The organism is Acidimicrobiales bacterium (assembly GCA_035316325.1).
Classification (GTDB): Bacteria; Actinomycetota; Acidimicrobiia; order Acidimicrobiales; family VFJN01; genus DASXTK01.
In genome coordinates this window covers 1-18687 of the sequence record DATHJB010000126.1, presented here as the reverse complement: position 1 = coordinate 18687, position 18687 = coordinate 1, and the positions used below count along the sequence as shown (strand labels likewise).

General features: G+C 72.7%; 22 protein-coding genes. 7 read left to right on the top strand and 15 right to left on the bottom strand.

The genetic code is table 11. The features are described 5' to 3' along the window. Positions 1-5: 5 nt before the first annotated feature. The 3 genes from VK611_16585 to VK611_16575 are packed head-to-tail and all read right to left on the bottom strand — an operon-like array spanning position 6 to position 2291. The gene (locus VK611_16585; GenBank protein HMG42952.1) at positions 6-866 is read right to left on the bottom strand and encodes a Rieske 2Fe-2S domain-containing protein; all 861 of its coding nucleotides are present in this window, start codon (positions 864-866) and stop codon (positions 6-8) included. Continuing rightward, positions 863-1672: a c-type cytochrome gene (locus VK611_16580; GenBank protein HMG42951.1), complete on the bottom strand. Its 810-nt coding sequence runs from the start codon at positions 1670-1672 to the stop codon at positions 863-865. The genes VK611_16585 and VK611_16580 overlap by 4 nt, the downstream gene beginning before the upstream one ends. 4 nt (positions 1673-1676) lie before the next feature. Next, positions 1677-2291, bottom strand: coding sequence for a heme-copper oxidase subunit III (locus VK611_16575; GenBank protein ID HMG42950.1), 615 nt, complete (start codon positions 2289-2291; stop codon positions 1677-1679). A gap of 64 nt (positions 2292-2355) precedes the next feature. Here VK611_16575 and VK611_16570 point away from each other — a divergent pair, with 64 nt between their 5' ends. Then, entirely contained in the window at positions 2356-3201 is an 846-nt protein-coding gene (locus VK611_16570; protein HMG42949.1) for a cytochrome c oxidase assembly protein, read from the top strand. On the opposite strand, the gene VK611_16565 is transcribed toward VK611_16570, so the two are convergent. From VK611_16565 to VK611_16555, 3 genes are read right to left on the bottom strand one after another with little or no spacing between them, the layout of a single operon-like run. Further along, on the bottom strand, positions 3161-4120 hold the full coding sequence (locus VK611_16565) for an alpha/beta hydrolase (protein ID HMG42948.1): 960 nt from the start codon (positions 4118-4120) through the stop codon (positions 3161-3163). The two genes, VK611_16570 and VK611_16565, sit on opposite strands and share 41 nt — an antisense overlap. After that, positions 4117-5292 carry an LLM class flavin-dependent oxidoreductase gene (locus VK611_16560; protein HMG42947.1) on the bottom strand — a complete coding sequence of 392 codons (1176 nt, stop codon included), beginning with the start codon at positions 5290-5292 and terminating at the stop codon, positions 4117-4119. The genes VK611_16565 and VK611_16560 overlap by 4 nt, the downstream gene beginning before the upstream one ends. Next, complete coding sequence (locus tag VK611_16555) at positions 5289-6389, bottom strand: zinc-binding dehydrogenase (GenBank protein ID HMG42946.1); 1101 nt, start codon at positions 6387-6389, stop codon at positions 5289-5291. Before VK611_16555 ends, VK611_16560 begins: the two co-directional genes overlap by 4 nt. An 81-nt stretch (positions 6390-6470) precedes the next feature. On the opposite strand from VK611_16555, the gene VK611_16550 reads away from it, so the two are divergent. Both VK611_16550 and VK611_16545 read left to right on the top strand, forming a co-directional pair. Continuing rightward, positions 6471-7904 carry an FAD-binding protein gene (locus VK611_16550; GenBank protein ID HMG42945.1) on the top strand — a complete coding sequence of 478 codons (1434 nt, stop codon included), beginning with the start codon at positions 6471-6473 and terminating at the stop codon, positions 7902-7904. Further along, complete coding sequence (locus VK611_16545; GenBank protein ID HMG42944.1) at positions 7901-8506, top strand: TetR/AcrR family transcriptional regulator; 606 nt, start codon at positions 7901-7903, stop codon at positions 8504-8506. The genes VK611_16550 and VK611_16545 overlap by 4 nt, the downstream gene beginning before the upstream one ends. Positions 8507-8563: 57 nt before the next feature. Here the strand turns inward: VK611_16545 and pth are convergent, their stop codons facing one another. Both pth and VK611_16535 read right to left on the bottom strand, forming a co-directional pair. After that, positions 8564-9187 carry an aminoacyl-tRNA hydrolase gene (pth, locus tag VK611_16540; GenBank protein ID HMG42943.1) on the bottom strand — a complete coding sequence of 208 codons (624 nt, stop codon included), beginning with the start codon at positions 9185-9187 and terminating at the stop codon, positions 8564-8566. A gap of 9 nt (positions 9188-9196) precedes the next feature. Further along, the gene (locus VK611_16535) at positions 9197-9871 is read right to left on the bottom strand and encodes a 50S ribosomal protein L25 (GenBank protein HMG42942.1); all 675 of its coding nucleotides are present in this window, start codon (positions 9869-9871) and stop codon (positions 9197-9199) included. Between the two features lie 150 nt (positions 9872-10021). On the opposite strand from VK611_16535, the gene VK611_16530 reads away from it, so the two are divergent. Beyond that, complete coding sequence (locus tag VK611_16530; protein HMG42941.1) at positions 10022-10912, top strand: hypothetical protein; 891 nt, start codon at positions 10022-10024, stop codon at positions 10910-10912. Between the two features lie 2 nt (positions 10913-10914). After that, positions 10915-11601, top strand: a complete 687-nt coding sequence (locus VK611_16525; GenBank protein ID HMG42940.1) for a hypothetical protein — start codon at positions 10915-10917, stop codon at positions 11599-11601. On the opposite strand, the gene VK611_16520 is transcribed toward VK611_16525, so the two are convergent. Further along, positions 11598-11807 (bottom strand): hypothetical protein, encoded by a 210-nt coding sequence (locus VK611_16520; GenBank protein HMG42939.1) that lies wholly within the window; start codon positions 11805-11807, stop codon positions 11598-11600. The two genes, VK611_16525 and VK611_16520, sit on opposite strands and share 4 nt — an antisense overlap. A gap of 70 nt (positions 11808-11877) precedes the next feature. On the opposite strand from VK611_16520, the gene VK611_16515 reads away from it, so the two are divergent. Continuing rightward, the gene (locus VK611_16515; protein HMG42938.1) at positions 11878-13098 is read left to right on the top strand and encodes a DUF222 domain-containing protein; all 1221 of its coding nucleotides are present in this window, start codon (positions 11878-11880) and stop codon (positions 13096-13098) included. A gap of 8 nt (positions 13099-13106) precedes the next feature. Here VK611_16515 and VK611_16510 read toward each other — a convergent pair whose 3' ends face one another. The 5 genes from VK611_16510 to VK611_16490 all read right to left on the bottom strand — a co-directional run bounded on the left by VK611_16510 (position 13107) and on the right by VK611_16490 (position 17037). Continuing rightward, a complete protein-coding gene (locus VK611_16510; protein HMG42937.1) occupies positions 13107-14090 on the bottom strand; it encodes a ribose-phosphate diphosphokinase in 984 nt (327 codons plus the stop codon). 30 nt (positions 14091-14120) lie between these two features. Further along, a complete protein-coding gene (locus VK611_16505) occupies positions 14121-15224 on the bottom strand; it encodes an NTP transferase domain-containing protein (GenBank protein ID HMG42936.1) in 1104 nt (367 codons plus the stop codon). Between the two features lie 62 nt (positions 15225-15286). Then, positions 15287-15559: a hypothetical protein gene (locus tag VK611_16500; protein ID HMG42935.1), complete on the bottom strand. Its 273-nt coding sequence runs from the start codon at positions 15557-15559 to the stop codon at positions 15287-15289. Continuing rightward, positions 15556-16770, bottom strand: a complete 1215-nt coding sequence (locus VK611_16495) for a nucleotide disphospho-sugar-binding domain-containing protein (GenBank protein HMG42934.1) — start codon at positions 16768-16770, stop codon at positions 15556-15558. The genes VK611_16500 and VK611_16495 overlap by 4 nt, the downstream gene beginning before the upstream one ends. A gap of 18 nt (positions 16771-16788) precedes the next feature. Next, positions 16789-17037: a phosphopantetheine-binding protein gene (locus VK611_16490; protein ID HMG42933.1), complete on the bottom strand. Its 249-nt coding sequence runs from the start codon at positions 17035-17037 to the stop codon at positions 16789-16791. A gap of 518 nt (positions 17038-17555) precedes the next feature. On the opposite strand from VK611_16490, the gene VK611_16485 reads away from it, so the two are divergent. Then, positions 17556-18170 (top strand): TetR/AcrR family transcriptional regulator, encoded by a 615-nt coding sequence (locus VK611_16485; GenBank protein HMG42932.1) that lies wholly within the window; start codon positions 17556-17558, stop codon positions 18168-18170. 28 nt (positions 18171-18198) lie between these two features. Here VK611_16485 and VK611_16480 read toward each other — a convergent pair. Next, a partial coding sequence (locus tag VK611_16480; protein HMG42931.1) for a hypothetical protein occupies positions 18199-18687 on the bottom strand: 489 nt, incomplete at its 5' end.

Here is an 18687-nt window from a genome sequence, read left to right as displayed (position 1 = left end):
GCCCCTCATCGGCCGCGGTCCCAGAAGCCGGGGCCGACGGGGCCGGAGAAGTCGTCGGTGGCGATCAGGTAGCCGTCGTCGTCGACGCCCAGCGGCAGCTGGGGCAGCGAGCGGGCGGCGGGGCCGAACACCGGACGGGCGCCGTCGAGCACGTCGAACGTCGACTGGTGGCACGGGCACAGCAGCAGCCCCTCCTCCGCCTGGTACAGGCCGACCGGGCAGCCCACGTGGGTGCACAGCTTGGAGTAGGCGACGATGCCCTCGACCGTCCAGTCGCCGCGGCCGGAGCGGGGCGTGAAGTCCTGGCTGTCGCGGGTGCGGATGAGCAGCGTGGGGGCGTCGGCGTCGTGGGTGTGATCCTCGGGCCACACGGTGACGACCCCGTCGGCCGGCAGCTCCGACGGCCGCACCGGCGAGCCGTCGGCCTGCACCACCCGCACGTTGCCGGGGGCGTAGGCGGTGCGCTTGAGCCCGCCGCCGGGACGGGGGCCGAGCGACCGGAGGGGGAACAGCAGCGCCGCCCCGAAGGCGGTCAGGGCGCCGGCGGCCGAGGTCAGCAGCAGGCGGCGGCTGCGCAGCGGCGTCTCGCCGGCCTCGAAGTCCTCGGTGAACGCGGCCACCTCCTCGTCGGTCGACGCCAGCGTCTCCCGCTCCTCGGCCACCTCGCCGCCGGGCATGAAGTGCTTGGCCCACAGCACGATGCCGACGCCGATGCCCCCGGTGACGACCGCCAACAGGACGCCCTCGAACTGGGCGTCGCCGCCCCGCCAGTAGGTGATCGCCAGCCCGATGGCGGCCAGCATCGCCACGAAGAAGCACAGCGCCGCGGCCCGCTCGACCCGCTCGCCCTCGGCAGGCTGGGTCATGCGTCGTCCTCCTCGTCCGGCTCGTGTCGCTCCGCAGCCGGCTTCTCGATGGGGCTGCGGGTGCCGATCCAGAACACCAGCGCCAGCAGCGCCCCGATGCCCACCAGCCAGGCGACGAACCCCTCGGGGATCGGGCCCGTGCGACCGATGGGCAGGCCGCCGGGGTCCTCGGGCGACTTGAGGTAGCGGACGTAGAGCGCCAGGTCGTTCAGGTCGTCGGCGCTGACGATCTCGGGGCCGAACACCGGCATCTGGCCGGGACCGGTGCGGACCGCCGCTCCCACCTGCGAGGGGGTGGCGTCGGCGAGCCCGGGAGCGGCCCGCCCGTAGCTGAGCGCCCCACCGCTGCCCGAGGCGCTGTGGCAGGCCTGGCAGTTGGCCCGGTAGAGCAGGCCCCCGTTGGCGAGGTCGGCGTCGGACAGGTCGACGTCCGGTAGCGCCGGCCCGTCGCCCAGCGACGCCACGTACGCCACCAGGGCGTCGATCTGGTCGGGCGAGTACGCCGGCTGGTTGCGGGTGGGCTGCTCGCCGGGGCTGTTGAGCGGCATCCGCCCGGTCGACAGGTAGTAGTACGCCCCGGCCTCGCCGGCGTCGACCAGCGACGGGCCGCCGGCCGAGCCGTCCACGATCTCGACGCCCTCGCCGTCGGCGCCGTGGCAGGTCACGCAGCCGGTGGCGAACAGCTGGCGGCCCTCGGCGACGAGGTCGTCACCGGGGTCGTCCTGGGCGGAGGCGCCGACCGCCATGAGCGCGGTGACGGCCGCCGTCACGACGAGCGGCAGCGAGGTCAGCAGGAGCCGTCGCACGGCCTCACCGCAGCAGGTAGATCGTGGCGAACATGGCGACCCACACGACGTCGACGAAGTGCCAGTAGTAGCTGCACACCTCCACCGTCGGCAGCGACGGCACCTGCGAGCGCCCGTGCACCGCCCACGCCACCGCCCCCATGAACAGCAGGCCGCCCAGCACGTGGAGGCCGTGGAACCCCGTCATCAGGTAGAAGATCGAGCCGTAGGCGTGGTCGTCGATCGAGAACGACGCCTGGGCGTACTCGAGCGCCTGGTTCGACAGGAACACCGCACCCAGCAGGGCGGTCACGCCGAGCCACCGGACGGCCCGCCGGGTGCCGGCCGGGCCGGGCTCGTGGCGCACGGCGTGGAGGGCCAGGTGCATGGTGAAGCTGGAGGCGACCAGCACCACGGTCGCCAGGCCGGTGCGGAGGGTCTCCAGCTCGACGTCGTCGGGCGGCCAGGTGTCGTTGATCGACCGCAGCGTGAAGTAGGCGGCGAACAGTCCAGCGAAGAACATCAGCTCGGACGCGAGCCACACCACGACACCCACCCCGAGGGGCGACAGGCCCGACGTCGACGGCTCCGGCGGGTGCGCGGCGGCTCCGTCGGTGGGCCCCGGAGGCTGGGTGGTCACCGCCACAGGAGGGTGTCTACCACGACACTCCGTAGGCGCCGCGGTTCTCGCTACCGTCGGCGCGGTGCGATTCACGGACCTGCTGACCGGGTGGGGGTTCGACCCGGCCGCCGCGATCGTGATCGCCCTGGTCGGAGGCCTCTACCTCCTGGGCGTCCGGCGGCTGGCCGCGAAGGGTCGACGCTGGTCGCCGGCCCGCAGCGCCGCCATGGCGGGAGCGCTGGTGGCGGGCGTTGTCGCCACCCAGTCGGGCGTCGGGCGCTACGAGAGCGACCGGATGTGGGTCCACATGGTCCAGCACGTGCTGCTGGGGATGGTCGTGCCGCTGCTGGTGGTGCTCGCCGCGCCCCTCACCCTCGCCCTCCAGACCGCCCGACCCGGCACCCGCCGGGGCCTCCGCCGGGCCCTCCACTCCCCGGCCGCCCGCGTCCTCGGCCACCCGCTGGTCGGCTGGTGCCTGTTCGGCGGCAGCCTCGTCGTCCTCTACCTCACCCCGCTGCTCGACGTCGCCGCCCGCGCGCCCCTCGTCCACCTCCTGGTGCACGCCCACGTGGTGACGATCGGCCTCCTGTTCCTGGCGCCGCTGGTGGGGATCGATCCACTCCCTGCACGGCTCGCCCCGCCCGCCCGCCTCCTGGCGCTGCTGGCGGCGGTGCCGTTCCACGCCGTGATCGCCCTGGCGCTCACGTCCGCGGGCTCCCCCGTCGCCCCGGAGACCTACCCGTCGCTCGACGACCAGCGGGCCGCCGCGGGCCTCTTCTGGGGGTCGGGCGAGATCCTCACCCTGGTCGCGGCGGGCATCGTGGTGCGGCAGTGGTGGGTGGCGGAACAGCGGGCCGCCGCCCGGGACGACGCCCGCCGCGCCGGCGTCAGCCCAGCCCCCGCAGGAACGCCAGCAACGCCTCGTTGACCTCGACGGGCTTCTCCTGCTGCACCCAGTGGCCGGCCCCGGGGACCATGGTGATGCCCCGCAGGTCGTCGACCCACTGCTTCATCCCGTCGGGCGGCGTCATCGCCACCACCGGGTCGGCCTGACCGCCCACGTAGGCCCCCGGCACCGTCACGTGAGCGCCGTCGTACGCCTCGGTCAGCGACCAGTTGCGGTCGAGGTTGCGGTACCAGTTGAGGCCGCCCGTGTAGCCGGTGCGGGTGAACGCCGCGACGTAGTGGCCGAGCTCGTCCGGGGTGATCCAGGCGGACGGGCCGTCGGGCTCGGAGAGGCGCTCGACCAGCCCCCGCCCGTCGCGCGCGCCCGCCATCTGGGCCAGCTGCGCCAGGTCGGCCTCGCCGCTGACCGTGTGCAGGAAGCGGCGGATGGTCGTCGCCGGGTCGCGGCCCAGGTCGGCGTCGGCCACACCGGGCTCCTGGAAGTAGAGCATGTAGAACCACATGTCCGTGAAGATCTGCTTGAAGATCTGGGTCGGCGGGGCCGGTGCCCGGGCGATGAACGGCACGCTCATCCACATGGCACCCCGCACCCGCTCGGGCGCCCGCAGCACCAGGTGGGACACCACGTTCGAGCCCCAGTCGTGGCCGACGAGGTCAGCCCGGTCGGTGCCCAGGACGTCGAGCAGCCCGAGGATGTCGTCGGTCAGACCGACGATGTCGTAGTCCTCGATCGCCGCGGGGCAGGTGGTCCCGCCGTAGCCCCGCTGGTCGGGGGCGACGGCGTGGTAGCCGGCCGCGGCCAGCGCCGGCAGCTGGTGCCGCCACGAGTAGCCGAGCTCGGGGAAGCCGTGGCACAGCACGACGACCGGCGCACCCGGCTCGCCGTCCTCGTACAGGTGCATGTCGATCCCGTTGCCGACCGCGACCGTGCGCTCCCTCATGACGAGCCCTTCTCGGCCTGGTTCTTGGCCTTCTCGTCGTTGTGGCGCTGGATCGACGACATGATCGCCGCCCCCGCGGCGCCGATGAACTGGGGCCGGTTCTCGGCGGCCCAGTCGCGGCTGGCGGTCAGGCTGGTGGACGAGCCCTGGAACACCGGCATCACCTCGCGGGCGATCAGCTCGTACGACCGCCGCGTCGCCGACCGGTCGGCCCACTCGTGCGCCATCAGCAGGTAGGCGCCGAACCCGCCGTTCGACTGCTCCTCCAGCCGGGCGATCTGGGCGATCGCGTCGTCGGGCGTGCCGATCACCGCGAACCCGGTGCCGTTGAGCACCTCGACCAGGTCGTCGTCGGAGGTGCCCTCGGGCGCCAAGGGCAGCGCGGCCACCCGGCGGAAGTAGTCGACCCACTGGGCCAGCCCGAACTCGACGTCCCGCGCCGCCTGCTCCCGGGTGTCGGCGATGTGCATCGGCCCGACCAGCCGCCAGCCCTGGCGGTCGGCCGTGGTGCCGAACTGCTCGGCCCGCTCCTCCATCACGTCCCAGTGGTAGCCGAGGGCGTCGAACCCGCCGGCGGAGGTGGCGCCGATGGACAGCAGCGAGCAGCCGAACCGCCCCGCCGCCCGCGGCCCGCTGGGCGACACCTGGGCGGCGACCGCCACCTCGAAGTGCGGCCGCTGGTACGGGCGCAGCTGCAGGCGGGCGTCGCGCAGGGTGAACCAGTCGGTCTCGTAGCTGACGGGCTCCTCGCTCTGCAGCAGCAGGAGGATCGCCTCGAGCGCCTCCTCCATCATGTCCCGCTGCTTCGCCACGTCGATGCCCATCATGTAGGCGTCCGACGGCAGTGCCCCCGGCCCGACGCCCAGCATGATGCGACCCCGGGTGAGGTGGTCGAGCAGCACCATGCGGTCGGTGAGGAGCAGCGGGTGGTGGTAGGGCAGCGACGACACGCCGGTGCCGAACCGCAGGTGGCGGGTGCGCTCGGCGGCGACGGCGATGAACACCTCGGGCGAGGCGATGATCTCGTAGCCGGCGGAGTGGTGCTCGCCGATCCACGCCTCGTCGAAGCCGAGGCCGTCGAGGTGGACCACCAGCTCGAGGTCGCGCTCCAGCGCCAGGGTGGGGTTCTGGCCCACGGGGTGGAACGGGGCCAGGAAGATGCCGAACCTCATGTCGTGCTCCCTTCGCCGGACGTGCCGGTGGGCCTCACCAGGATCTTGCCGTGGTCGCCGGGGTTGGCGAGCGTGGCGAACGCGCCGGGCACGCCGTCGAGGTCGACGATGTCGGTCACCAGGGCGTCGGCGCCCGGCATCCCCTGGGCGAGCCGGTCGAGCGTGGTCGCGTACTCCACCGGCGTGTAGCCGAAGGCGAAGCGCATCTGCAGCTCCTTCACCACCCCGAAGAAGGGCTCGATGTGGTCGGTCTGCATGCACACGCCGACCACCACGATCCGGGCTTTCGGCGGGGCGCCGTCGATGATCGTCTGCAGCACGCCGGGGACGCCGACGGCCTCGAAGATCACGGCGTCCTTGAAGGTGCCGCCGAACATCTCCTGGGCGCCCCGCTCGAGGACGGTGGCGGGGACCCCCAGCTCCGACCACCTGCCGTACGGCGACGTGGCGGCGGGATCGACCACCTCGTCGGCGCCCACCAGCTCGGCCAGCTGGCGGCGCCGCGGCGAGAAGTCGGCGGCGATGACGTGACCGTGGCCCCGGGCCTTGAGCGCCGCCACCACCGCCAGGCCGACCGGCCCGCAGCCGACGACCAGGCACACCTCGTTGCCGGTCAGGCCCGCGAGGCCGACCGCGTGCTCGCCCACCGCGAGCGGCTCGGTGAGGGCGGCGATCTCGGTGCTCACGTGGTCGGGCACCGGCAGGAGCAGCATCTCCTGCAGCACCATCAGCTCGCCGAGCGCACCCGGGTAGTCGTTCGAGTAGCCGACGGCCTCGACGCCGGAGGGCGAGAGCAGCGTCGGCACGCTGCACACCCGGGTGCCGACCGGGAGCGTCCCCGCCGTGTCCGGGCCGTGCTCCACGATCTCGGCGCAGAACTCGTGGCCGAAGACGACGCCCCTGGCGGGGTCCATGGGGTTGGGCCCACCGACCTTGCCGGTGAGCTCCACGAAGTGCTCGAGGTCCTGGGCGGCGTGCAGGTCCGACCCGCAGATGCCGCACGCCAACGGTCGGACCAGCACGTGGCCCGAGCCGGGCGTCGGCGCCGCGACGTCGGTCACCTCCAACCCGCCGGGACGAGTCACCGCTGCACGCATGCGTTCCCCCTTCGCTGCAGCCGCTGAGTCCTCAGTACCATATGAGACTCAGGTATCAGTCTCCAAGGGAGGGACGGCCGGGTGCAGGGGATCGAGCAGCACAGCCTCGTGATCGCAGGGGGCGGTGTCGCCGGGATGGCGTTGGCGCTCGCCGCCGGACGCCAGGGCGCCCGGGTGGTGGTCGTCGAGCGCGACCCGGCGCCCGTCGCCGACTCGCCCGAGGCCGCCTTCGGGGCCACCCGCCGCGGCGCGCCCCAGGTGCACCAGGGCCACGGGTTCCTGGCCCGCCTCACGCTGGTGCTGCGGGAGCGCTTCCCCGACGTGCTCGACGCCCTGGTGGCGGCCGGCGCCCGTCCCCTGCCGCTGACGCGTGACCTGGGCGACCCCCGCCCCGGCGACGAGGACCTGGCGATCCTGGCCGTGCGCCGGACGACCCTCGAGTGGGTGCTGCGCCGGGCGGTGCTGGCCGAACCGAACGTCGAGCTGCGCGGCGGCGCGGCGGTGGCGGGTGTCGTCGCCGAGTCGGCGGCCGGGCTGGGCGGGGCGGGCGAGGTGCCGCACGTGACCGGGCTCCGTCTGGAGTCGGGCGAGGTGCTGCCGGCCTCGACGGTGGCCGCCTGCACGGGGCGCCGGGGCGACGTGCCCCGCTGGCTGGGCGAGCTGGGCGTCGTGGTGCCCGAGGAGGAGCACGACACCCGCCTCGTGTACCTCACCCGCTGGTACCGGCAGCTCGACGTCGACGGCTCCGGGGTCGTGCCCGAGCTGCCGCCCCGCCTCGGCGGCGACCTCGGCTACCTCAAGTACCTGGCCGTCCCGTGCGACGGCGGCACGTTCTCGATCACCCTGGCGGTGCGGGGCACGGACTCCGAGCTGCGCTCCGCCCTCGCCGACCCCGACCGGTTCGAGCAGACCTGCCGGATGCTCGCCGGTCCCGGCCAGCTGTTCACCGACAGCCCGATGGAGCCGCTCGGCCCCGTGTTGCCGATGGGCGGCCTGGTGAACCGGCTGCGGCGCTTCGTCGACGCCGCCGGGGCGCCGCTGGTGACCGGGTTCCACACCGTCGGCGACGCCCACACCTGCACCAATCCCCTGTACGGGCGGGGCTGCGCGCTGGCCTTCGTCCAGGCGACGCTGCTCACCGACGCGCTCGTCGCCCACCCGGATGACCCCGCGGCCCGGGTCGTCGCCTACGAGAAGGGGTCGGCCCGGGAGGTCGAGCCCTGGTACCAGGCGGCGGTGCAGATGGACGCCTGGCGACCCCCGAGGGAGCCCGTCGGGCCCGGTGAGCCCGGTCGGGAGACCCTGACCGACGTGTTCGCCCGCATCGTCGCCGACGGCGGCAACGACCCGGTGATCGGGCGGGGCATCCTGCGCCTGTTCAACCTGCTGCTGCTGCCGCAGGACCTGATGGCCGACGGCGAGTTCCTCAGCGCCGTGGCCCCGATCGTCGCCCGCCCCGCGCCGGCGACGCCGCCCCCACCGGAAGGCCCCACCCGCGAGGAGGTGCTGGCGTGACCGCCGTCCCGGCCGAGTCGTCGCTGCGGGCGCGGAAGAAGCGGCGGACCCGGGACCGGATCTTCGAGGCCGCCGTCGAGCTGTTCTCCGCCCGGCCCTACGGCGAGGTCACGGTGGAGGAGATCTGCGAGAAGGCGGAGGTCGGGCGGGCCACGTTCTTCCGCTTCTACGGCTCGAAGGCCGGCCTGCTGGGCGAGTTCAGCCGGCGCCTCACCGACCAGATCGCCCGCCGGCTCGACGGCCTGCCCGACGCCACCGCCACCGAGCAGCTGTGGGTCGTGCAGGACGAGATCACCACGGCCTGGGGGCTCAGCGGGACGTCCACCAGGGACATGGCCCGCGAGTGGATGCGCAGCGCCACCATCGCCGACATGTCCGATGCCCACCCGCCCGAGCTCCTGGGCCTGATCGCCGACGTCGTGCGGGAGGGCCAGGCATCGGGCGAGTTCACGTCCGCCTACGAGGCCGACTTCGTGGCGTGGATCGTGCTGGCGGCGATCTCGTCGGTCACCGCCAGCTGGCTGGGGTCGGGCGACGACGCCTCGCTGGTCAGCGGCACCCACGACACGGTGGCGTTCCTGCTGTCGGGCCTCGCGACCTAAGCCCGGCGAAATGTGCACAGGAACGCACGGAATCCGTGCGACCAGGTGCACATTTTCCTAGGCCCGGGTGTTGTAGCGGTTCATCGCCGCCCCGACGCCGTCGTCGAGGATCATCTCGACGGCGTCGGCGGCCTCGACCACGGCGATGTCGAGCTCGGTCTGCTCCTTCTTGCCGGGGCGCTTCAGCACGTGGTCGGCGCCCTGCTCCTTGCTCTGCGGCTTGCCGACACCGATGCGGACCCGCAGGAAGGCGTCGGTGTGCAGGTGCGCTTTGATCGACCGCAGCCCGTTGTGCCCGGCCAGCCCGCCGCCCTGCTTCACCTTCACGCGGCCGGCGGGCAGGTCGAGCTCGTCGTGGACGATCACCAGCCGCTCGGGGTCGTCGATGCCGTGGCGCTTCACCAGCAGCTGGACCGCCTCGCCGGACAGGTTCATGTAGGTGTGCGGGATGGCGAGCACCAGCCGCTGGTCGCCGACCCGCACCTCGGCGACGTCGGCCCGCTCACGGCTCTTGCGGAACGACCCGCCGTGGCGCTCGGCCACCAGCCGGATGGCCTCGGCGCCCAGGTTGTGGCGGGTGCCGGCATAGTCCCTGCCGGGGTTGGCCAGGCCGACCACCAGCAGGTCGGCCGGGGTGCCGCGCCGTTCGGCAGCGGCACCCCTACGACCGAAGATCGACATGCGCTCGCGCTAGTCGTCGGAGGAGTCGGAGCCGCCCTCGCCGTCGGCGGCCTCGCCCTCGCCCTCGGCACCTTCCTCGCCGGCGGCAGCCTCGGCGGCTTCGCCCTCCGCCGCCTCGGCCCCGACGGCCCGGGTGACCTGGGCGCTGACGACGGCCTGCTCGAGGTCGACGTCGGTGGTGACGCCGCGGGGCAGGGTCACCTCGGCGAGCGTGATGGTCATGCCGATCTCCAGCTCGGAGATGTCGAGCGTGAGGTGGCCGGGGATGTCGGCCGGGATGGCGTGCACGGTGAGCATGTGCAGCTCCTGCGCCACCACGCCGCGCTCCTGCAGCACCCGGGTGGGCTCGCCCTCGAGCTGGATGGGCACCTCGGCCGCCACCGGCTTGTTCCGCTCGACCACCAGGAAGTCGACGTGGACCACGTCGCGGCGCACGGGGTGGCGCTGCAGGTCCTTGACGATGGTGGGGTGCGTCACGCCGGACATGTCGAGCTCGATGACCGCGTTGAGGCCCTTGTCGGTGGTGAGGGCCTGGCGCAGCTCACGCCACACGACGGTCACGGCGGTGGGGTCGACGCCGGAGCCGTACACCACGCCGGGGACCTTGCCCTCGGCCCGCAGGCGGCGGGAGGCGGCGGAACCAGTGGTACGGCCGGTACCGGCCGTCAGAACGATCTCAGCCATCGGAGACTCCTACTTCAGAGATCACGCCGGAGCGCATCAGTTGATCGGGGGGAAGTCGGACCAGGTTAGTGGCCCTCCGCCGCGCACCGGCAAAGTACTGTCGGCGCCGGCACGGCACGGCGGTGTGCCGCAGACGGAGGTGCAGCGGACATGGCAGGGCGGGGAGCAGCGATCGGCAAGGCAGGTGCGCACCTGTTCGCCTGGGTTCTCGGCGTGGGCGTCGTGGTGGCGCCATGGGTGGCGATCGACCAGGTGCCGATCGACGTGAACGACTGGGCCAGCATCTACGTGGCCGGGGCCGTGGGCGGCCTGGCGCTGGAGATCCTGCTGGGACGGGGCCGCCTGGAGCTGCCGGCCCCCTCGGCGATGAGCAAGGAGGAGGGCGACGCCGATCCCCGGCGCCCCTTCGGCCCGGTGATCGACCTGGGGTTCCTGGCCCGGGTGGCGTCGTCGGGCATCGCCGCCGTGGCGCTGCTGCTCGTGTACTACGCACTGGTGGGCGACGCCGACACGGCGGCGGAGTTCGAAGCCCTGGCGTCCGACCCGGCCACCTTCGGCTGGGCGGTGTTCCTCGGCGCCTCGTCGCCCGCCATCTGGACGGCCGCGGGGCGGATGGTCGACGCCCGCATCGCCGCCGCCGAGGCCACCCACAACGCCAAGCTGGAGAAGCTCAACGCCGCCCAGACGGCCGACGCGAACGCTGTCCTGGCCGACGCCAACTCGTCGCTCACGTCGACCATCACGGCCGCGGCCGCCGAGCTGCGGACCGCTGCCGAGGGCGCCGAGGTCATGGCGGTGGCGCCGGCGATCGGGGTCGCTCCGGTGGTCGAGGCGGGCGCGGTGATGGACGACATCGAGGAGGTCCTCGGCGAGGCCGCCGCGGCGGAGCCGGGCGAGGTCGACGTGAAGTCCCTGTCGGAGTCGCTGTTCGAGCGCCTGCCGGTCGCGGTCGCGGGCCTCACCGGCCCCCCGGTCGTCACCGTGGAGACCCCCACCGCCCGCGCCCTCTCGATCCTCGAAGAGGGCATCGCCAGCGCCTGACCATGGAGCTGGACGCCCTGTTGGCCGAGGCTCTGGCCACCGGCGACGTCTCCGAGCTCCGCACCACGCTGAACCTCGGCCTGGTGCCGCGGTTCGCGCAGGCCGTCGGTGCGATGGTCACCCGACCCGACCCTCCGGTCGCGGCGTTGGAGTCGCTGCTCGACGGCTGGGCCGCCCTGCCGGTCCCCGGCGACGATCCCGAGGCGATCCTCGCCGGCGCGGCCTACGCCGCCTACGGCGAGGTCGGCGCCGTCCGACCGGACTGGTGGGACGACGAGATCGCCAAGCTCCGCCGGGGCGCCACCGACGACCGCCGGCCGGTCCGGGAGACGGTCGCCCAGGCGCTGCAACGCCTCCTGGAGGCCGACTGGCCGCGCACCGTCGAAGCGCTCCGGTCGTGGGCCGCGGATCCCGCGCCGCTGGTGGTCCTGGCCGCGGCCGCCGCTGTCGCCGAGCCCCGCCTGGTCCGCTCCGAGCCGGCGGCCCGCGACGCCGTCGAGGTCCAGCGCCGGGCCGTCGCCGCCTACCGGTCGCTGCCGCCCGAGCGCCGGCGCCGGGACGACGCCATGACCCTCCGCCAGACCCTCGGCGCCACGCTCGCGGTGACCGGCGACCTCACCCTGCTGGAGGAGCTGGCGTCGTCGGACGACCCCGACCTCCGCTGGATCGCCCGCCAGAACCTGGGTTAACGCCCTTCCGCCGCCAGGATCAGCCGCCACGACGCCAGCCCGTGCCGGCACCATCCGTCGGGCAGCACGAGGCAGTGGTCCGGCGCCCGGCACACCCCGTCGGCCGACCAGTCGGCCAGCGTCTCGACGTCCGGCTCGGCCCACCCGCTGTTCACCTCGAACCACTCGTGAGCGTTCCGCACCGCGTCCCCCGCCGTCCGAGTCATCTCCAAAGGATGCCGGAGAAGCCCCGGAAAATGGTGGTTATAGGAGGGGAACACATGTACGGTACGACGTATGTACGAGACGGTCAGAGACACACTGGCGACAGCGATCCGGGAGCTCGTCATCCCCGTCGATCCGGTCGCCCTGACCGACTGCCTCGGGCTGCTCGACCAGCTGCACGCCACCGTCACCACCGCAGTGGGCGACTTCGACCGCGCCGAGGCCTGGCGCGAGTCGGGTGCGGTGAACATGACCGCGTGGCTCAAGTCGACCGGTCGCAGCGCTCGGAATGCTCATGGGATGGCGCGGACGGCGCGGCGGTTAGGTGACCTGCCGGTGCTCGCCGAGGCGTATCGGAACGGGACGCTGTCGTCGGGGCAGGTGCAGGCCATCGTCGTGAACCTCAACGACGCCATCACCCCGTTGTTCGCGTGGGCCGAACCCGATCTGGTGCCGACGCTGGCGGCGATGTCCGTGGCCGATGTGGCCACGGCGATGCAGGCATGGGCCCAGGCGGCGAAGGACTCGCTGATCGACCCCACCGACCCCGAACCCGCGCGGCCCGAACGGCACCTCCATGTGTCGCGGACGATGAACGGCCGCCGCGAGCTCTCCGGATCACTCGACCCCGAAGCCGGTGCCATCACCGAGACCGCCCTGCGGTTGGCGGCCACTGATGACGTCGACGGGGAGCCGGAGCGGACGCCCGCGGAACGTCGGGCCGACGCGCTGGTCGACATCCTGCGGTACTTCCTCGACCACCAACAGACCCACCGCGGGGGCCGGCACCGGCCGCACCTCAACGTGTTCCTCGACCTCGACGACATCGACGCCGACGACGAAGCCACCGGCTGGCTACCCGACGGCACCACGGTGGACTCTGCCACCATCCTGCGATTGGCGTGTGACGCCGGAGTCCACCGCGTCATCACCGAAGGCCGCTCCAGCATCCTCGACTACGGCACCACCACCCGCACCGTCCCCGCCAGCCTCTTCAACGCCCTCGTGGCACGCGATCGCCACTGCCGCTTCGGTGACTGCGACCGGCCACCGCAATGGTGCGAAGCCCACCACGTCGAACACTGGAACCGCGGCGGATCGACCGAGCTCGGGAACCTCGTGTTGGAATGCTCCCGCCATCACCACCTCGTCCACCAACCCGGGTGGCACGCCAAGTTGCTTCCCGACGGCACCTACAAGATCACCACACCCACCGGACGAGTCATCCAGAGCCGACCACCCGGACGACCACCCGACCTCTTCGAGCGACCAGAACGAGGGAGCGGGCCGTGAGCAGGATGTCAGTTCTGGTTGTGGCCGCCGAAGATCTCGGAGACGGAGGTGTTCTGGAACACCGCGTCGATGGCGTCGGCGATGATCCGGGCGACGGAGAGCACCTCGAGCTTGTCGATCTGCTTCTCCGACGGCAGCGGCAGGGTGTCGGTCACCACGATCTTGGTGATCACCGAGTTCTTCAGTCGGTCGATCGCCGGGCCCGACAGCACACCGTGCGTCGCCGCGGCGAAGACCGCTCCGGCGCCCCGCTCCACCAGCTGCTCGGCGGCGGCGCAGATGGTGCCGGCGGTGTCGATCATGTCGTCGATCAGCACGCAGGTGCGGCCCTCGACGTTGCCGACCACCTCCTTGGCCTCCACCGCGTTCTTGGCGCCCCGTACCCGTCGCTTGTGGACGATGGCCAGGTCGGCGTGCAGGGCGTTGGCGTAGCGCTCGGCCACCTTCACCCGGCCGGCGTCGGGCGACACGACCACCAGGTCGTCGCCGGCGTGCGCCTCCAGGTACTCGATCAGCACCGGCATGGCCACGAGGTGGTCGAACGGCTGGTCGAAGAAGCCCTGGATCTGCCCGGAGTGCAGGTCGACCGACATGAGCCGGTTGGCGCCCGCGGCCTCGAACATGTTGGCCACCAGCTTGGCGGTGATGGGCTCCCGGCCCTCGGCCTTCCGGTCCTGGCGCCCGTAGCCGTAGAACGGCATGACCGCGGTGATGCGGCGGGCCGACGCGCGGCGAGCGGCGTCGACCATGATCAGGTGCTCCATCAGCGCGTCGTTGATGGAGCCGTGGCCGCTGGCACCGTGGCTCTGGATGATGAACACGTCCATGCCCCGGACCGACTCGCCGAAGCGGCAGTGGATCTCGCCGTTGGCGAAGTTGCCGAGCTGCGTGTCCCCCAGCTCTATGCCCAGGTGATCGGCGATGTCACGGGCCAGGGGCTCGTTGGCCCTTCCCGAGACCACATGCAGCTTCCTGACACTTGCCGGGTCCATATATCGGCTCTCGCTCTCCGACCGCCGTGCTTACACGTCGCTCGCAGCATAGAACGGCCCGGTTCTGGTCCCGGGAGGAATCCTGTCACCAGGCACGAGAGAGGCGAACGGGCCGACCACGGCGTTGTCGCCCACGTCGGCCTGCACCCCCACGCTGCGGAACACCCGCGCCCCGTCGCCCACCCGGGAGTCGAGCAGGTCGGTGGCGGGGCCGATCTCGGCGCCGTGCTCCACGTAGGTCTGCCCCCGCAGCACGGTGCCGGGCCACAGGGTGACGTCGGTGGCCAGCACGACGTCGGCGTCGATGTAGGTGGCCGCCGAGTCGACGATGGTGACGCCCAGGTGCATCCAGCGTTCGTTGATGCGGCGCCGCAGCTCGACCTCGGCCCGGGCCAGCTGGACCCGGTCGTTGACGCCGTGGGTCTCCTCGGGGTCACCGGCCATGTTGGCGACCACCTGGTAGCCGGCGTCGGCCAGCACCTCGACGACGTCCGTCAGGTACAGCTCGCCCTGGCTGTTGTCGGGCGTGAGGCGACGCAGGGCAGGGGCGAGCAGGCCGCGCCGGAACACGAAGATGCCGGTGTTGATCTCGTCGATCGCGTGCTCGGTCTCGTCGGCGTCGCGCTGCTCGACGATGCGCCGCACCCGGCCGTCCTTGTCGCGCACCACCCGGCCGTAGCCGGTGGGGTCGTCGAGCCGGGCGCTCAGCACGGTGCAGGCCGCGCCCGACATCCGGTGCTCCGACACCAGCTCGGCGAGCGTGATGGGCCGCAGGAGCGGCGTGTCGCCGGGGAGGACCAGCACGTCGCCGCCGTCCTCGGCCTCGTCGAGGTCGTCGTCCGGGAGCCCGGTGAGCCCGACGGCCACGGCATCGCCGGTGCCGCGCTGGTAGTGCTGCTCCACGAAGTCGAGCGGGAACGGGCCCATGTCCTCTTGCAACTTCTTGGTGACGACCTCGGCGCCGTGGCCGACGACGACCACCGCCCGGTCGACGTCGCAGTCGGCGAGGGCATCGAGGACGTGACGAACGAGGGGCCGGCCGACGAGGAGGTGGAGGGGCTTCGGACGAGCCGAACGCATGCGTGTGCCATGGCCAGCAGCAAGCACGATCGCGGAGAGAGGCCGCGCGGTCATGCCCACGTTGTAGCGCACCCACGCCACCTCCCGAACCCACCCCACCTCGAGCGGGGGTGGGGTCAGGTGGCGAGCCAGGTGACCCAAGCGACAGGTTGGCCCTGGCGGACGCGCTCGCCCGGGAGGACCAGGAGGCCGCGGAAGACGCCGTCGAAGGGGCTCTCGACCATGCTCTTCTCGCCGGAGTGCACCAGCATCCCGATCGATTCGCCGGCCATGATCCGCCCGACGTCGGTGATGGGCAGCTCGCTGAGGAACGGATGGAAGACGCCTGCCCGCGGCGCGATGATCAGCCGCTCGTCCAGGTGCGGCGCTTCGGCGTGGAGCTCGCTCATGCCGACTCCCGCGCCGTCAGTGTCGTTCCAACCAAGCCCTCGATCCGATCCGCCGCGCGCCTCGCTCCGCCCGCACGAGCGAAAGAGTCGCGCACCTTGGCGGCTCCTGCTCGCAAACGGGGCTCGAACAGTGCCGCCTCGACCGCCACGCGCAGCCCGGCGGCGTGCACCCGACCCAACCGGAGACGCACGCCGGCGTCGGCCAGGACCACCTGCTGGGCGACGACGGGCTGGTCGTCGTGGAGCGGCACCACCACCAGCGGCACCCCGTGGCCCAGTGCCCGCCCGACCGTGCCGTGGTCCCCGTGGGTCACGACGACGGCGGCCAGCGCCAGCAGCGCCGACGACGGCACGTCGGGCGTCACCACCACGTTGGCCGGCGGCGACGGCAGCAGCTCCGGCGGCGCCACCACGACGGCCTGGACGTCCATCCCCGCCAGCGCCTCCACGGCGACCCGCAGGAAGCCCTCGCCCGGCCCGTGGGCACCCGGGCGCCCGCCCGGGGCGACGACCACCAGCGGCCGCCCGTCGAGCCAGGTCCAGGCGAAGGGGGCGTCGGCGGCCCGCTCATCGAGGCACGGCCCGACGCACACCCACGATCGCTTCGGCAGCACTGACGCACCCACCAGCGCCTCGGTGGTGAACGCCACCACCAGCTGCGACGAGAAGCGGGGGTCGACGTTGACGGCCTCCTCGTCGTCGATCCCCACGTCGATCATGAGGTCGAGCAGCAGGCCGCGGATCCACCGGGCGACCAGCGGCATCGTGCCCAGCGGGTGGGCCAGCTCGACCAACGTGGTCGTGGTGGTGGCCCACGGGACGTGCAGCAGCTGGGCGACGGCGCCCCCGGCCAGCGCCTGCTGGTCGGCGACCACGACGTCCGGCGCGAACTCCTCCACGGCGGTGCGCACGCCGGGCACCATGCTGTGCGCCAGCGGCAGCAGGACGTTCTCCCACAGGGTCTTCAGCGCCGCCGGCCCCCGGAGTCCCCGGCCGGACAGGGGTTGCAGCGCCATCGCCCGGCGCACGTGGCGGGGCACGGCCGTGTCGACCGGGAGGAACAGGGCGTCGGCGGGCAGGAGCGCCTCGACGACCTCGGGGTGCCCGGCCCAGGCCACCCGGTGTCCCCGGGCGGTCAGCTCACGGCCGACGGCAAGGGTCGGCCGGAGGTGCTCGGCCAGCGGCGGCACGACGAACAGGAAGCGGCCCATCTCGGTCGCACCCCCGGCTCAGTCGAGGCACCAGACGACGAAATCGGTGACCTCACCGGCGGTGAGCGCCACCAGGTCGTCGACGTCGAGCTCGGCGAACCAGGCCATCACGTCGACGTCCGGCCCGTAGGTCTCCCGCAGGCGGCGGGCCAGGCCGACCAGCTCGCCGCTCTCCAGCTCGACGTCGTAGCCGAACGAGGTGTGGCGGGTGACCTCGACCTCCTCGCCCACGATCTCGGCGACGAGCCGGCGGATCGTGACGAGCACGGCCCGAGGGTCGCGCTGGCGAGGGCAGACCAGTTCCCGAACGCCCGGCCGCGGGGGAACCGCTTGCGGCCGGGACGTCCGCCCGGGAACTTGTGCGCGCGGGGAGAGCTGGGCCGGTGCGACCTCCGGCCACAGCTCGTCCCTGCGCTCGGCGAGCCGCGAGGCGGTGCTTCCCCGCGTCTCGAGCCGATCGGATGCCAGGGCGTGTGCCACGGTGGGCGGCGCGGCAGCGGTCGGAACCGCGCCGCCCACCATGGATCCCCCCAGCGAGAACGCCGCATGAGCGGCACGTTCGCCGTGTCGACTGCATCGCCCTCGGACTCGGCCGCGGACGAGATCGACCAGTTCAGACTCGCGACATTTCGACGCCATCGGTTCCCCCAGACATCCCCTCAGCAAGCGTCAGTATCGAGATCCCCGAGGTCAATGTCAAGCGTCTTTATTGATCATGTACCCCCACCTGGTCGAAATATTGTCCCCTACTAGCTCAGACCGGTGACATGCGTTACTCTCACTCCGTGAGCGCCAGCGCAACGGACAGCGGACAGCGCGCGAACAAGCGCATCCGCAAGAACCCAGAGGCGCGGCGGGCAGAGATCGTGACCACCGCCCGCGACGTCTTCGCCGCGAACGGGTACGCCCAGTCGGGCCTGGCCGAGGTGGCCAGCGCCGCGAAGGTGTCGAAAGGCCTGCTCTACCACTACTTCCCCGACGGGCGGCCGCAGCTGTTCGTCAGCGTGGTGCAGGAGCTGCTGGCCGAGTTCCAGCAGCGGCTGTGCACCGCGGCGAAGGTCCCGTTCTCGCCCCGCACCCGCATGGAGCACCTGCTGGGCGCGCTCTTCGCGTTCTTCGACGAGAACCCGTCGGCCTACCGCCTGCTGTTCCGTGACCCGTGGGTGGCCCACGACGAGACGGTCGAGGCCTCGGCCATCGCCACCCGCGTGCAGATCGCCTCCGAGCTGGCCGCCCTGATGGCCGCCTCGGGCCTCCCGGCCGACGACCTGGTGGCCGCCAGCTCCGGCCTGCTGGGCTTCGCCCTGGCCAACGTGGAGCTGTGCCTGGCCGGTCAGCTCGAGCCCGAGGTCGCCTGGCGGGTGACCTGCGAGTACGCCACCGGCCGTCTCGGCGACTGAGCGACCAGGACACCCCCTAGCCCTAGCCCTAGCCCGGGCTCGGCGCACCCGCTGCGCCCGCCGCCTCGAGCTGGCGTTCGGTCGAGACGCTGACCACCACCTGGGGACCCAGCCACTCGGCGATCACGCGGCTGCCCTCGGGCGTCCAGTGGATGCCGTCGTCGCGGAGGCGGTGGAGCGCGTCACGTGACAGCGACGACGTGTACGCCTCCAGGTCGACCGCGACAACCCCCTGCTCACGGTCGGCCAGCTCCCGGATCATGGTGTTGTAGCGCTCGGTCCGCACCGGCGCGAACTCGGGCGGGCGGTCGGGCAGGCGGGGCTGCACCAGGGTCCAGTCGGGGATGGGCGACGTCAGCCACACGGTGACGATGCCCTGGTCGCGCAGCACGTCGACGACGTCTAGCATCTCCGAGCGCAGGTAGTCGTCGTAGACCTCCTGGCCGATGTGCACCCACTCGCCGTGGTCGGGGATGCGGCGGTCGGCGACGTCCCACAGCCCGGACTGCACCACGGC